The following is a 14,525-nucleotide window of genomic DNA, read 5'->3' as shown; positions in this document are numbered from 1 at the left end:
GCTATTCCACAGGCCGCTTCAGGCCGCGCATGAGGAGCGACACGACCCCGTCGAGACCGGCCAACTGTTCGTCGGGCGGTCTGCCGATCACGACAAGGCCGGGGTGATGGTAGCGGAAGGTCGCGTTGAGAATCGCGCGCACCGTCGATTGTGGATCGCCGACGGAGGGCAGTGCGGGCCGGTGCGGGCGGGGACCGGTCAGGCGCCGGCCTGCCAGTCGCGCACGGCCTGGAGCGGCCACAAGAGCATCAGCACGTTGAGGGTGAGGTTGTCGCGGATCGTCAGCCCCACCCAGATTTCCAGCGCGACGGCGATCACCACCGTCGCCCAGGCCGGCAGCCGCGACGCCAGCCAGAAGCCCAGCGCCATGAAGCCGATATCGCACATCGAGTTGAGGATGGAATCGCCCGTGTAGTCGAGCGAGACCGTGGTTTCGCGATAGCGATCGATGATCCAGGGCGTGTTCTCGACGATCTCCCAGGCGCATTCGACGGCGAGCGAGATCGCCAGCCGGGCGCCGATGGACAGCCGGCGGCGCAGCAGCCACAGCAGGCCGAAGAAGATGAAGCCATGGATGAGGTGGGAGAACGAATACCAATCGCTGATATGCTGCGAATTGCCCGGCCCGGACGCGTTGCCGTACCAGAGCTCGACCGTGCCGCATTGGCAGATCGCGATCCGTCCCATCAGGTGCAGGACGAGCGCGGTCGCCGCGACCATCACCACCGACAGGACGTACGGCACCCGTGCTGACATTCGATCGGACCCTTCTGAGAATCGCCCGGCCAGCGTCGTCCGGGCGGCGCTGCATCCAGCGCTGGGCATCGCCATAGCAGGTTGCCGCCGGCAGATCATGGGGACGCCATAGATTTGCGAGGTCATTTCCGACATCGCCGCAGGCGGTTACTCGGCCGGGAGGGTCGGTCTGGACGCACCCTCGTATTCGCTCCAGGCCTGGCGCAGGATCTGCACCGAGGAGGAGAGAAAAATCCCCGCCATGATCGCCGCGACGGCGAGGTCCGGCCACGGGGTGGCCGTCGCCCAAACCGCGCTCGCCGCCGCCATGACCGCCACGTTGCCGAGGGCGTCGTTGCGCGAGCAGAGCCAGACCGAGCGAACGTTGGCGTCGCCGTCCTTGTAGCGCATGAGCAGAAGCACGCTGCCGAGATTGGCCGCCAAGGCCAGGACACCGACGCCGCCCATCAGTTCGGCGCTCGGCATGCCCAGGACCAGAGCCCGGTAGACGGTCGAGCCGAACACCCAGACCGCCATCAGGCTGAGAGACACGCCTTTGAACAACGCTGCCGTCGCCCGCGTCCGAAGCGTCGCTCCGATTACGGCGAGGCTCAGACCATAGGTCACCGTATCGCCCAGAAAATCCAGCGCGTCGGCCTGCAAGGCCTGCGATCCGGCGAGCCGACCGGCGATCATCTCGACCGCGAACATGCCCGCGTTGAGAGCGATCACGCTCCACAGCACGCGCTTGTAGCGCGGGTCCACGCCGTCGAAGACCGGAACGCCGTCATGGCAGCCGCAACCGCTCCGGTGGGCATCGCGGGCGGTCGAGACTTGCTTCAAGCCGCAGCAGGAATCGGCCATGTTCTGCTCCTTCACACGATCCGACACGAAGGCTACAATCTCTAGCGACTAGAGGTTCAAGGCCAAAATCGATGGATCTATCGATCGGAGAGTTGTCGCGACGCACCGGCGTGAAAGTGCCGACAATCCGCTACTACGAGCAGGCAGGGCTGATGCCGCCGCCGCTGCGCACCGAAGGCCGGCAGCGACGTTATGGCGCAGCAGAGGCGAGCCGGCTCGAATTCATCCGCCACGCACGCGAACTCGGGTTCCAGGTCGAGGCGATCCGCGAGCTTCTCGCCCTGAGCGCCCAGCCGGACCAGTCATGCACCGATGTCGATCGGATCGCGCGACGCCATCTGTCGGAGGTCGAGCGCCGGATCTCGCAACTCGTCGCTCTGCGCGACGAACTGCAACGCATGCTGTCCGAATGCGGCCACGGGCGCATTTCGGAGTGCCGGGTCATTGATAGCTTGGCCGGCCATGCTCATTGCACAGCCGATCATGAGAGGCCGGACAGGGGTTTTTGACCGATCCAGCGGCCAAGGGCCGCGCCGCCGAACCGACGAAGGGCCTGCCCTTTCAGACAGCCCACTCGGTCGCGGGCCTTCGCCGTCTCCGCTACTCGAACACCTCTTCCATCCGGCGGCCGAGCCGGCCCTTCGGGTCGGGGCCGAAGCGGTTGTCGCCGGCCGTGCCGTCGAGACACATCAGCACGAACAGCCAGATACCGCCAATGAGCGGGACGAGGCCGATGAACACCCATAGACCGGTTCGGTTGGTGTCGTGCAGGCGGCGGACCGTGACGGCGATGGCAGGGATGATGATCGCAACGATCCAGATGAGCGACAGGATCCCGCCCTCCGCTTCGGCGCTGGCGTTCAGACCATTGGTCGTGTCGACGCTCGACGTGGACGATCCTCCCGCACCAAGGAAGCCATCGAGAAAGATGAAGACGAAAACGCCGGCATAGATGACGATCTGAAACAGCCAGTACTCCAGGCGCCGCGACCGACCAGAAAACTCGAAATATCGCTTGAAAGGCAAAAGCAGAATCGACACGCCAAAGCTCCGCACCGGGATTGATATGCCTGGCTTTATAGTGCGGCAGCCGGCATTTCCAATTCGACGAGACTCGAAAGCGCGCGACACGATCCTTTGCAGGCCGGGGATCCGGCCGACGCCCGGTCTGTCGCGCCGGCCTCACACCACAGGCGTTTCGTCTGCCTCGGTTCGAGCCGGCGCCATGGTACGGGCGGCCAGCAGGACAGTCAGCTCGGACGCCGGCACGGGGCGACTGAACAGAAAACCCTGCGCCTCGTTGCAGCCTTCCCCTTTCAGACGCTCGAACTGCTCGAAGGTTTCGACACCCTCGGCGGTGGTCAACATCTGCAGGCTGCGCCCGAGCCCCGTGACCGCCCGGATGATGGCGATCGCTTCCGGGCGCTCCGACAGATCGCGCACGAACGACTGGTCGATCTTGATCTTGTCGAACGGAAACTTCTGCAGATAGCTGAGCGAGGAATAGCCGGTGCCGAAGTCGTCCATCGAGATTCGGATGCCGAGGTCCTTGAGCTGTCTCAGCACCGCCACGTTCTGCTCGTTGCCGTGCAGCAGCACCGACTCGGTGATCTCCAGTTCCAAACGCGACGGCGGCAGCCCCGACTCGGCCAGCGCGTCGATCACCGCCTCCACCAGCCGCGGGCTCTTGAACTGCGCCGGCGACAGGTTGACCGCGATCTTGATGGATTCGGGCCACGCCGCCGCTTCGGTGCAAGCCTCCTTGAGCACCCATTCCCCGAGTGGAACGATCAGGCCGACCTCCTCGGCCAGTGGGATGAAATCGGCCGGGGAAACCATGCCGCGCTCGGCGTGCCGCCAGCGCAGCAGAGCCTCGCAGCCGGTGATGCGCTGCGTCGAGACGTCGATCAGCGGCTGGTAGTGGAGCTCGAAGCCGCCGGCCGCCAGCGTGTGGCGCATGTCGATCTCCAGCAGGCGCCGGGCCTGCAACTTGGCGTCCATGCCGGGCTCGAAAAAGCGATAGGTGTTGCGGCCGTCGGATTTGGCCCGATAGAGCGCCATATCGGCGTTCTTCAGAAGGATGTCCGTATCCCGCGCTTCGGCCGGCCCGAGCGCGATGCCGATGCTGGCACCGATCACCATCTGGTGCCCGTCGATCTCGTAAGGGCGGCCGATCGTCTCGATGACGCGGCGGGCGAGTTCGGCCGCCTCCACCGGGCCCTTGATGGGGGCCTGGATGATGGCGAACTCGTCGCCGCCGACCCGTGCGACGAAATCCCTCTCGCGCAAGGTGGCGCGGAAGCGCTCGGCGACCGATCGCAACAGCTTGTCGCCCACCGGGTGGCCCAGCGTGTCGTTGACCTGCTTGAAGTGATCGAGATCGAGGCAGAGCACCGCCAGGTTCTCGCCCTCGCGCCGAGCGCGGGCGGCCGCGGCGTCGAGCCGGACATGGAACAGCGACCGGTTGGGCAGATCGGTGAGCGAATCGTGATGCGCCAAGTGCTCGACGCGCGCCTCCGCCCGGCGGCGCTCGGTGACGTCGACGATCGATACCAGGATCGCCGGACGGCGTTCGATCTCGATCTCCCGGAGATAGGGGACGACCTCGATCACGCCGCCGTCGGCCCTCACATGGTGCCAGAAGTCGTGGGCATGCCGGGCACGGGTCGGGCTGGTGAAGAAGGTTCGGGTTTCGTCGCGGCGGGGCTCGGGCACGAGGTCCAGCACCGTCATCCGGAGGAACGCCTTGCGCTCGTAGCCGTAGTGCTGCACCGCCGCGTCGTTGACCCGCAGGACGCGCAGGCTCGACTTGTCCAGTAGCCACATGGGCACCGGATTGTCGTCGAAGAGCGACCGCAACACCTCCTCGCGGGCCTTGATGTCGGCGATATCGGTGAGGGTCAGCGAAACGAGCTCGTCGGTCGGGGCCACGCCGAGGCGCAGATGACGCTCGGCGCCGTCCACGGCAACGGTCGCCTCGAAATGAGCCTGCCGCTTCGAGCGGACCGACTGCGCGATCGTCTCGATCAGGCCGACATCCTTGAACCGTTCGCTCAGGTCGGACAGCCTGTGCCACAGCAGGCGATCCTGCGACAGGCCGAGCAGCCGCGCCGCGCCGCCGTTGAGCGCGATCACCTGGAAATCGAGCGGGCGACCTTCGAGATCGCGGATCGCCTCCAGCGCCAGCATCCCTTCGTCGGTGGCGCCGACCATCGTCTCGAGCAGATCGTGATGGTTCTCGTGCTCGTCGAGCAGCAGCACGAACCCCATCTTGTCCCACCGGCTGGACACCGGAAAGGCCCACAGATCGTCCGTGATGATGGTGCCGCCGACCACCCGGTGCGTCTGGACGCGTTCCGGCTTGCCGGTCGCGCGGCTGCGCTCGACGACATCCTCGACGCTGCGGGCGCGATCGCGCCGCAGGGCGCCAAGATCCGTCCCCCCCGCCGCCACGGCACCCCATTGCATGAAGGACCGGCCGACCCGTTGCAGCGTCAGATGGCCTTCCCGGTGCTCGTTGACGAGCGCCGTGCGGTCCGCGAGGCGGCCGAGATTGCCGAGCGCGAAGTTTTCGTAGGGCGGCAATGACTCGCCCGGCTTCATTTCCGAGCGCCAGCGGCCGAGCAGGTGGCGAAGCGGACCGGGCCTCGATGGCGGGTCGGCGCTGTGAACGGCGGTTTCGGAGGCTATCTGCTTCATTGCCGCAGTCATGGGAAGCCGTCGATCTCGTCTCGAGGTGACCGTTGACCGGTGGGTCGCCCCGCGATGTACCATACCACCAATGACCAAATGGTAAGCCGGACATTCTTTTTCGCGACGGGCCTCGTGGCACGGTAGATGGATCGAAAAGCTTTAGGAATCAGTCGAATCCCGGCCGGCCGTCGATCCATCGCGGGCGGAGCGGCGAGCCTCGGGGAAGGTCAGGCCGCCTTGCGACGCCCGGTGAAATGGCCTATGCGGCAATTGATCCGCTGGATTTGCGGCGACCCTATCCTTGCGTAGACCCTGGTCCCGTCGGCCATCAGCCCGGCGGCAGACACCCAATCCGGCTGCAAACCCAACGTTGCACATGTCATGGCCATCGAGATCGAGCGCCGTTTTCTGATCAAGGACGAGAGCTGGCGCGCCGAGGCCGACGGCGGCGTCGCGATCCGCCAGTTCTACCTCGCGGCCCGGCCCGGCTTTTCGACGCGCGTCCGCGTGCGCGACGAAGCGGAGGCGCTTCTCACGCTCAAGGCGGGATCGGGCCTGACGCGCCACGAGTTCGAATATCCGGTGCCGCTGGAGGATGCCCGCGGCCTGGAAGCGTCCTGCATGGGCGCGGTCATCGAGAAGCGCCGCCACAAGCTCGCCTTCGGCCGCCACACGGTGGAGATCGACGTCTTCGCCGGAGCTCTCGCGCCGCTGGTCCTCGCAGAGATCGAGTATGCGACGGAAGAGGAATCCGACGCGGAGCTGCCCGCCTTTCTCGGCCGCGAAGTGACGCACGATGGCGCCTACAACAACGCGGCGCTGGCTCTGAACGGCCTGCCGGCCGACTTCCGGCCGCGCTGACGGCGGACTGATCTTGGGATCCCCCGCATGAGTTCGTCGATCCGTCCCGCCAAGCGCCTGGACACGGAGATCCGCCGCATCGCGGCCGCACAGCTCGACAAGGCGATCGCGGATCTTGCCGCCCCCGCCGGGCCGGCGCGCGAGGAAGGCATCCACGAGGCGCGCAAGCGGCTGAAGAAGCTGCGCGGCCTCATCCGCCTGGTGCGCGCCGGCCACGAAGCGTTCTACGCCGCCGAAAACGCGCGCTATCGCGACGCCGCGCGCCGGCTGTCGGGCGTGCGCGACCGCACCGCTCTCATCGAGGCGCTGGACGCCCTGGACCGGCGCTTTCCGAAGGCCGACGCCGCGGCGGCCTTCGCCGCGGTCCGCACCGAGCTGGAACGGCGGCGCGATCGAGCGGCGGACGACGACATGGCGGACGCCATCGAGGCGACCGTGCGCGAGCTGAAGATCGCGCGCCGACAGTTCGACGGCTTCGTACTGGAGCATCCGCGCGGCGAGGCCGGTGCGCTGCTTGCAGCCGGTTTCGCCGACACCCACGCGCGCGGGCGCAAGGCGCTGGCTGCGGCGCGCCGCAGCCTGGGCGTCGACGACCTGCACGATTTGCGCAAGCAGGCCAAGTACCAGTCGATGCACTACCGCTTCCTGCGCGATTTGTGGCCGGAGCTGTTGCAGCCCCTGCAGAAGATCGCCTTCACCCTTGCCGACGAGCTCGGCTCCGACCACGACTACGCGGTGCTGCGCGGCGAGATCGAGGCCGAACCGGACCGCTTCGGCGCCAGGCGCGAGCGCGAGGCGATCCTGGTGCTCATGGACCGGCGTCAGGCGGAGTTGCGCGCCTCGGCGCTCGCCGCCGCCGATCGGCTGTTCGCCGAAAAGCCGGGCGCCATGAAGCGCCGCATCCGGCATCTGTGGGACCTGGCGAATGACGGCGGCTGAGCCGCCGAGCACGCCGCCCGCGGCCAAGAATCCCGCCGCAGGCCGCGCGAAACGGCGCCGGCCGCTAAAATGCGCGTCAATTGCCGGACGAAGCGCTTCCCCTTAGCCCGCCTCATGACCTATATGCGCGGCCATGAGCACCATGCCCGCGAACACGCCGCTGAGCCGCATCCGCAACTTCTCGATCGTCGCCCACATCGACCACGGGAAGTCGACGCTGGCCGACCGCCTGATCCAGAACACCGGCGGCCTCGACACCCGCGAGATGAAGGAGCAGGTGCTCGACTCGATGGACATCGAGCGCGAGCGCGGCATCACCATCAAGGCGCAGACCGTGCGCCTGCACTACACCGCCAAGGACGGCGAGACCTACGTCCTGAACCTCATCGACACGCCGGGCCACGTCGACTTCGCCTACGAGGTGTCGCGCTCTCTGTCGGCCTGCGAGGGCGCGCTGCTGGTGGTCGACGCCGCGCAAGGGGTGGAGGCGCAGACGCTCGCCAACGTCTATCTGGCGCTCGACAACGACCTGGAGATCGTCCCGGTCCTCAACAAGATCGACCTGCCGGCGGCCGAGCCCGACAAGGTCAAGGAGCAGATCGAGGAGGTGATCGGCCTCGACGCCTCCGACGCCGTGATGATCTCCGCCAAGAACGGCCTCGGCATCGAGGACGTGCTGGAGGCGGTCGTCCACCGCCTGCCCGCGCCCAAGGAGGGCGACCGCGCCGCGCCGTTGAAGGCGATGCTGGTCGATAGCTGGTACGACGCCTATCTCGGCGTCATCGTCCTGGTGCGCATCATCGACGGCGAGCTCAAGAAGGGCCAGCAGATCCGTATGATGGGCACCGGCGCCAAGTACCCGGTGGACCGCGTCGGCGTGTTCACGCCCAAGATGGTGCAGGTCGATGCGCTCGGTCCCGGCGAACTCGGCTTCATCACCGCCTCGATCAAGGAGGTGGCCGACACCCGCGTCGGCGATACCATCACCGAGGATCGCCGGCCGACCGACACCATGCTGCCCGGCTTCAAGCCGGCGCAGCCGGTGGTCTTCTGCGGCCTCTTCCCCGTCGACGCCGCCGATTTCGAGGATCTGCGCGCCGCCATGGGCAAGCTGCGCCTCAACGACGCCTCGTTTTCCTTCGAGATGGAGACGTCGGCCGCGCTCGGCTTCGGCTTCCGCTGCGGCTTTTTGGGCCTCCTCCACCTCGAAATCATCCAGGAGCGCCTCAGCCGAGAGTTCGACCTCGACCTCATCGCCACCGCGCCGTCGGTGGTCTACAAGATCCACCTGACGGACGGCACCTCGATCGAGTTGCACAACCCCGCCGACATGCCGGACGTGGTGCGCATCACCCATATCGAGGAGCCGTGGATCACCGCGACGATCCTCACCCCCGACGAGTATCTCGGCAACATCCTGACGCTCTGCCAGGAGCGGCGCGGCATCCAGACCCAGCTCACCTATGTGGGCAAACGCGCGCTCGTCTCCTACGAGTTGCCCTTGAACGAGGTCGTCTTCGATTTCTACGATCGGCTGAAGTCGATCTCCAAGGGCTATGCCTCCTTCGACTACCATTTGGCGAACTACCGCGAGGGCGATCTGGTCAAGATGCAGATCCTGGTCAACGCCGAGCCGGTCGACGCGCTCTCCATGCTGGTCCATCGCGCCCAGGCCGACCGGCGCGGCCGCGCCATGTGCGAGAAGCTGAAGGAGCTGATCCCCCAGCACCTCTTCAAGATCCCGATCCAGGCGGCGATCGGCGGCAAGGTCATCGCCCGCGAGACGATCTCGGCGCTGCGCAAGGACGTCACCGCCAAATGCTACGGCGGCGACGCCACCCGCAAGCGCAAGCTTCTGGAAAAGCAGAAGGAAGGCAAGAAGCGCATGCGCCAGTTCGGCAAGGTGGAGATTCCCCAGGAGGCATTTATCGCCGCGCTGAAGATGGAGAGTTGAGGCTCCGTCAGCCGCGAAATCTGCGCCGTCCGCTTCCCCCTCATGGTGAGCCGGTCGAACCATGAGCCGGTCGAACCATGAGCCGGTCGAACCATGAGCCGGTCGAACCACGGGTAAAGGCTCCAGCCTGACACTGGCCGAGGCCCGGTGCCAGGCGCCCCTCGCCCTTCGACAGGCTCAGGATGAGGGGCTCCTGCGACGGTTCGCACCCGACGACCCACGACAGAAGAAAGCTGCGATCTCGCGCGGTAATCGCTCAACGGCCAAACAGCCGGCTTGCCGCAAGCATCCTCTTCCCTCATCCTGAGCTTGTCGAAGGGCGAGGGAAGAGGATGCGTCCATGCCTCTGGAAGCCACGGTCTATATTCTGCGGTGCGCCGATGGCTCCTACTACACCGGCCTGACCAAGCAGCCGGTCGAGGCGCGTGTCTGGGAGCACAACGAAGGCATTTGCGACGGCTACACCAAGCCACGTCGTCCCGTAACGCTGGTCTTCACTGAAACCTACGACCGGATGCTCGACGCCATCGCCCGCGAGCGCCAAATCAAGGGCTGGTCCCGCGCCAAGAAGGAAGCGTTGATCGCACTGCGCTACGACCGACTTCCGGCATTGTCGCGCAACCGGCAAAGCGATCCGCCGCGCCCCTCGTCCTGAACGCCATCCCTCCCCCCTCATGGTGAGCCTGTCGAACCATGAGCCTGTTGAGTCCAAAGCCCGTCGAACCCACTGAGTCGAAGAAGGACGCCATCCCTTCACCCTCATCCTGAGCGTGTCGAAGGGGGTGAAGGCTCCAGCCTGCCGCGGCGACAAAGCTTGGCGCCAAGCGCCCCTCGCCCTTCGACAAGCTCAGGATGAGGGGCTGGTGAACCGCCGCGCCTCCGATCCCTCATGGTGTGCGCCGACCGCTTTGCCCTCATAGCGAGCGCGGCCCCTTTACCCTCATGGTGGGCCCGCCCTTCCCCTTATAGCGAGCGCCGCCTCCTTCACCCTCATAGTGAGCCTGTCGAACCATGAGGGTGAAGGCTCCAGCCTGACACCGCCCGAAGACAGGTGTCCCCTATGCCGCCCGCCGCGCGGCGTAGCGTCCGTCCGGCAGCGCCGTCACGTGGCCGTAGCGGGCGAGCACGGTCAGCGCCTGGACGACGCGCGGCTCGATGCGTTTTCCCCCGCGCTTGAAGGCGCGGGCGATCTCGGGCGCCGCCATCGGCTGGCCGGCCGCGATCAGGATTGCATCGATCGCCAGCGGCTGCTCGGTGCGCTCGCTCGGGAAGGCGGGCTTGTCCTTGTCGATCGCCACCACTTGCGTCGGCAACGCCAGTTCGTCGGTCTTTTCCACCGTCTCCTTGGCGAAGCGCGGAATCTGGTAGTCGGGCCGCAGCCAGCGCACGATCCCGCGCTTTTCCTCCGCCGCCCGCTCGGCGTTGAGCGCCACGAGCCGTTCGAGAATCGCCTCGTCCGACAAATCCGCCGGCCAGCCATAGGCTTCCACCGTCAGCTTATCGATGGTCTCGTGCAGTTCTTTCAGGATCAGCACCAGCCCGCGCTGCTTGACGTCCTCGTCCTTCTCGGACAGCGCAGCGCCCGCCTTCAGCTTTTCCAGCACGTTGTAGAGCCCGGTCAGCGTCAGGTCGGGATGGTCGGCCAGCACTTTTTTGCGCGTGGCATCCAGTTCCTCGCCCACCGCCCGGAGCTTGTCCTTCAGGGCCTCGGAGGGATCGGGAAAGGGGAAGGGATCGAAACAGCGGGACGTGGTATATCGCGGATCGTTACCGACTCCCATCCAACCGCCCGAGCGAAGTGACCAAAGAGTATGTAAACTTGAGCTGAGAGCGGCAAAAATCCATGATGCGTCTGAACCAATGACAATAAGAGTTTGGTCGGCCAAAACACTTGCATCAACGAACATGAAAATTCTATGTTTTGATGTTTGAACCGTAGCGATATATCTATCTATATTTTCTATAGAATCGCGCATGTCTGTATTTTTTCTACCGAATAGCCACCAATTTTCTCTCCTATAACGTTCAGTATTTCTATCTCTTATGGGCTTTACCGTCTCGAGGAGGTGTTGATACGTTTTCGGATATTTTCTCCGAACAGTCTCCTGATCATATCCATCGAGATCGATGGCGCGAAATCCTCTGTCGTGCGAAACAAGATCACGGCCGTTCATATATGGCCTAACAATAGACGTTCCAGCTTCCGATACAAATGCATCGGCAATAGATTTGTTCAAAATAAACCCGTCTCCCAAAAAAATAATTCCCCTGGAACACAAGCCTTCGTTAGCAAGCAAAGAATCAATCTTTGTGATATCTACTCCTACTGATAGATCGGGATGTATTCGTCCTTCAGAGCCTTTGAGCAGCACGACCGGCTCGTCGGTGTCGAGCTCTCGTTCCACCACCGTCTCCAACAGCACCCCTTCCCGCTTGCCCGCCTCGCCAACCGTCATGGCGATCCGCACCGCCGCGCTGTCCTTCGTCGCCTTGGTCCAGGGATGGTCGGGAATGGCGAAGACGAGACTGACAGGCGTCTTGGCATTCAGGTGCCGCTCGACGGTGCGGCGCTGAAACACCTGGCTGATGGAGTTGGTCGTCACGAAGCCGAAGCGGCGCAGCGGCGTCTTTTTACGCGTCAGCAGCTCCGCCGCCCGGTCCCACCAATACATGACGAAATCGGCGCTCTCGTTCATCTGTTTGTGGGCCGCCCAAAGCGCCTCGGCATAGAGCGAGCCGAGCCGCGAGCGGATATCCTTGCCACCGATGAACGGCGGGTTGCCGACGATGAACTCGGCCTCCGGCCACACCGGCCGGCGCGGGTTAGGATACGTCTCGACGCGCGCCGCACCCGCCGTCTCGCCCCCTCCACCCCCATCCTGAGCCTGACCGTCTCCACCCTCATCCTGAGCTTGTCGAAGGGCGGGGGTGGAGGCTCCAGTGGACTCTGCCTTGGCGTCACGCCCCTCGTGGTTCGACAGGCTCACCATGAGGGGCTTCTTCCGAGCGTGCAGCTCACCGGCGGCTGTACCAGAAGCGTCCCCTCCGCCCTCATTCTGCGACAGATCACCTCCGCCTTCATCCTGCGGCAGACCGCCACCACCCTCATCCTGCGGCAGATCACCTCCGCCCTCATCCTGCGGCACGCCCCCTCCACCCTCATCCTGAGCTTGTCGAAGGGCGGGGGTGGAGGTTCCAGTGGACTCTGCCTTGGCGTCACGTCCCTCGTGGTTCGACGGGCTCACCATGAGGGGCTTCTTCCGAGCGTGCGGCTCACCGACAGCAATCCCGGGCGCGTCCCCTCCACCCTCGCGAAGGGCCGGCAGCGGGTAGCCGTCCCAGGTCAGCACCGCGTCAAAACCCTGGTGGCGGCCGAAATTGATGTTGTTGAACGCCTTGAGAATCGGCTCGGCCGGATGGCCGTCCCGCGTGCGGTAATGCTGCTGGAGGTAGCCGATCCACACCACCAGCTCGGCGATTGCCGCGGCGCGCGGGTTCAGCTCCAAGCCGAGGAACTGGTGCGGGTCGACGGTCTCGCGCTCCAGCCCCAGGCTTTCGGTGGCACCGAGGCGGGCGAGCGTTTCCAGCACCTCGCCCTCCAGCTTCTTCATCAGCTCCAGGCTGACATAGAGGAAGTTGCCGGTGCCGCAGGCGGGGTCGAGCACACGGGTGGCGCAAAGCTGGTGGTGGAAGGCGCGCACCATCTGCGCCGCCTTCTCCTCATCGCCCGCCTCCTTGGCGGCCTCGGCGCGGGTCAGCGCCTTGCGCCAGTCGTCGCGCAGCGGCTCCATGACGGTCGCCTCGACCAGGCGCTGCACATAGGCGCGCGGCGTATAGTGCGCGCCGAGCCGCTTGCGCTCGGCCTTGTCCAGCGCCTGTTCCAGCAGCGTGCCGAAGATCGCCGGGTCCACCTCCGTCCACTTGGCGCGGGCGGCGGCGAGCAACTCGCCGATCTCCTCCCGGCCGAGCGGGAAGGCGCGGGCGTCCTTGAACAGATTGCCGTTGAAATGGCGCAGATGGGTGCGGAAGGCCGAGAAGAACCGGTCCTTGCGCTGCGGCGCGTCCATCTTCGCCCACATCTCCTCGATCAGCGGCACGAAGGCGTCGGGGCCGTCGACACAGTCGGCCAGAAGCTGGGTGAACTCGCCCTTGGGGATCAGGTCGACGTCCTCGGCGAACATGGTGAAGATGCAACGCATCAGGAAGTGCGCCACGTCCTCGGCCGGGTGCTTGGCCTCCAGCGCTTTCGACACCTCGGCCAGGCGGCGGGCGATCTCGCGCGTCACGCGGGCGGATTCGCGCGCCGGGTCGAGGCTCTTCGGGTCGGTCCAGATCGCCGCCAGGAGCGCCCGCACCTCCGGCTTGCGCAGATCCTCCAGATAGATCCGGAACCCCTTGCGGTCGGGAAACTGGCTGTAGGCGCGCCCCGTGCCGGTGAAGTCGGCAAACAGCTCCAGCGCGTTGCCCACGTCGCAGATGATCAGGAAGGGCGGCGCCGGATGGTCGGCGTCGAGCAGAAAGACATAGGTTTCGGCTTGGCGCCGCGCGTTCTGCATCATCACGTCCCAGCCGCGCGCCACGCTGCGCCGGCCGAGCGTTTCCGGTTCGGCCTCCAGCATGGAGAGCTGGCCGGGGATGGCGTTCTTGGCGCCCGGCAGGCGCGACTGCTTCGCCTCCAGGATGAAGCAGCCCTTCTTGTAGAGGTCGATGCGCTTGGGCGCGGTCGACCCTTCGCTCTCGCGCGGGGTGACGGCCCGCTCGAACACGTAGTCGTTCGAGCCGCGCTCCGCGCCGGCGGGATCGGGCCGCGCCACGCCGACGAGGTCGCACAGTTCGGACAGGAACATCTGGTAGTTGGCACGCTCCGCCCCGCCCTCGCGGGCGGTCCAGCGCTCGATGAATGCGTCGACGTCCGGCATGATCCCCTTTGCGTCGCCCGCGGCCCACTCGACAACCGCGCGCTCTCCCCTCTGCGATCCACCATGGCGAGAAAACCGCCCGATCACAAGCGCCGGCGCAGGCCGGTGCGACCGACAGCGCCCGTTTCCCCCGCCATTCCGCCCCTCGCCTGGGCGGCCGCCCGATCATGACCACGAGCGCGATCCACCCGTCTCGGGTGCCGCCGTCAAGCGTTGTGCCGTCCTCTCTTAAAGGGCGTCATCCTTGCCCTCTCCGCTGCGTCATCCCGGCCTTTAAGCCGGGATCCATGCCAAAAACGTCTGAACCGCCAATCCGTCGACGGACGATCATCGGCACCATCGCGGCATGGATCCTTGGGAGGGAGCCCAAGGATGACGCGGCGGAGGCGATAGCGGTTCTATGGCACAAATTGCGCCAGCGTCCTTGATCCCCCATCCTGAGCCTGTCGAAGGGCGAGGGATCAAGGCTCCAGCCTGCGCTGGCTGGGGGGGCGCCGGGCGCCCCTCGTGGTTCGACAGGCTCACCATGAGGGGCTGGTGCCACCGTCGCCCGCAACAAA

At 65.7% G+C, this 14,525-nt stretch carries 11 protein-coding genes; 5 read left to right on the top strand and 6 right to left on the bottom strand.

Annotated elements, in window-relative coordinates; genetic code table 11:
• Position 1: 1 nt before the first annotated feature.
• The 3 genes from SMD10_RS03190 to SMD10_RS03180 form a co-directional block, all read right to left on the bottom strand.
• On the bottom strand, positions 2–142 hold the full coding sequence (locus SMD10_RS03190; RefSeq protein WP_331684204.1) for a hypothetical protein: 141 nt from the start codon (positions 140–142) through the stop codon (positions 2–4).
• 56 nt (positions 143–198) lie between these two features.
• The gene (locus SMD10_RS03185) at positions 199–756 is read right to left on the bottom strand and encodes a DUF2585 family protein (RefSeq protein WP_331684203.1); all 558 of its coding nucleotides are present in this window, start codon (positions 754–756) and stop codon (positions 199–201) included.
• A gap of 147 nt (positions 757–903) precedes the next feature.
• On the bottom strand, positions 904–1,599 hold the full coding sequence (locus tag SMD10_RS03180) for a cation efflux transmembrane domain-containing protein (RefSeq protein WP_331684202.1): 696 nt from the start codon (positions 1,597–1,599) through the stop codon (positions 904–906).
• 71 nt (positions 1,600–1,670) lie between these two features.
• On the opposite strand from SMD10_RS03180, the gene SMD10_RS03175 reads away from it, so the two are divergent.
• Positions 1,671–2,108: a MerR family transcriptional regulator gene (locus SMD10_RS03175; RefSeq protein ID WP_331684201.1), complete on the top strand. Its 438-nt coding sequence runs from the start codon at positions 1,671–1,673 to the stop codon at positions 2,106–2,108.
• A gap of 91 nt (positions 2,109–2,199) precedes the next feature.
• Here the strand turns inward: SMD10_RS03175 and SMD10_RS03170 are convergent, their stop codons facing one another.
• Complete coding sequence (locus SMD10_RS03170; protein WP_331684200.1) at positions 2,200–2,640, bottom strand: DUF805 domain-containing protein; 441 nt, start codon at positions 2,638–2,640, stop codon at positions 2,200–2,202.
• Positions 2,641–2,781: 141 nt separating this feature from the next.
• Positions 2,782–5,298 (bottom strand): putative bifunctional diguanylate cyclase/phosphodiesterase, encoded by a 2,517-nt coding sequence (locus SMD10_RS03165; protein WP_331684199.1) that lies wholly within the window; start codon positions 5,296–5,298, stop codon positions 2,782–2,784.
• A gap of 375 nt (positions 5,299–5,673) precedes the next feature.
• Between SMD10_RS03165 and SMD10_RS03160 the strand changes: the two genes are divergently transcribed.
• The 4 genes from SMD10_RS03160 to SMD10_RS03145 all read left to right on the top strand — a co-directional run bounded on the left by SMD10_RS03160 (position 5,674) and on the right by SMD10_RS03145 (position 9,701).
• Positions 5,674–6,153 (top strand): CYTH domain-containing protein, encoded by a 480-nt coding sequence (locus tag SMD10_RS03160; RefSeq protein ID WP_331684198.1) that lies wholly within the window; start codon positions 5,674–5,676, stop codon positions 6,151–6,153.
• Between the two features lie 27 nt (positions 6,154–6,180).
• Positions 6,181–7,092, top strand: a complete 912-nt coding sequence (locus SMD10_RS03155; RefSeq protein ID WP_331684197.1) for a CHAD domain-containing protein — start codon at positions 6,181–6,183, stop codon at positions 7,090–7,092.
• A 142-nt stretch (positions 7,093–7,234) separates the two neighbouring features.
• Positions 7,235–9,046 carry a translation elongation factor 4 gene (lepA, locus tag SMD10_RS03150; protein ID WP_331684447.1) on the top strand — a complete coding sequence of 604 codons (1,812 nt, stop codon included), beginning with the start codon at positions 7,235–7,237 and terminating at the stop codon, positions 9,044–9,046.
• Positions 9,047–9,392: 346 nt separating this feature from the next.
• On the top strand, positions 9,393–9,701 hold the full coding sequence (locus tag SMD10_RS03145; protein ID WP_331684446.1) for a GIY-YIG nuclease family protein: 309 nt from the start codon (positions 9,393–9,395) through the stop codon (positions 9,699–9,701).
• 403 nt (positions 9,702–10,104) lie between these two features.
• Here the strand turns inward: SMD10_RS03145 and SMD10_RS03140 are convergent, their stop codons facing one another.
• A complete protein-coding gene (locus tag SMD10_RS03140) occupies positions 10,105–13,965 on the bottom strand; it encodes a class I SAM-dependent DNA methyltransferase (protein WP_331684196.1) in 3,861 nt (1,286 codons plus the stop codon).
• Between the last annotated feature and the right edge of the window lie 560 nt (positions 13,966–14,525).

The sequence above is a fragment of the Consotaella aegiceratis genome, from assembly GCF_036541425.1.
In the GTDB taxonomy this organism is placed as follows: Bacteria; Pseudomonadota; Alphaproteobacteria; order Rhizobiales; family Rhizobiaceae; genus Consotaella; species Consotaella aegiceratis.
This window is presented reverse-complemented; position numbering and strand designations above follow the sequence as displayed.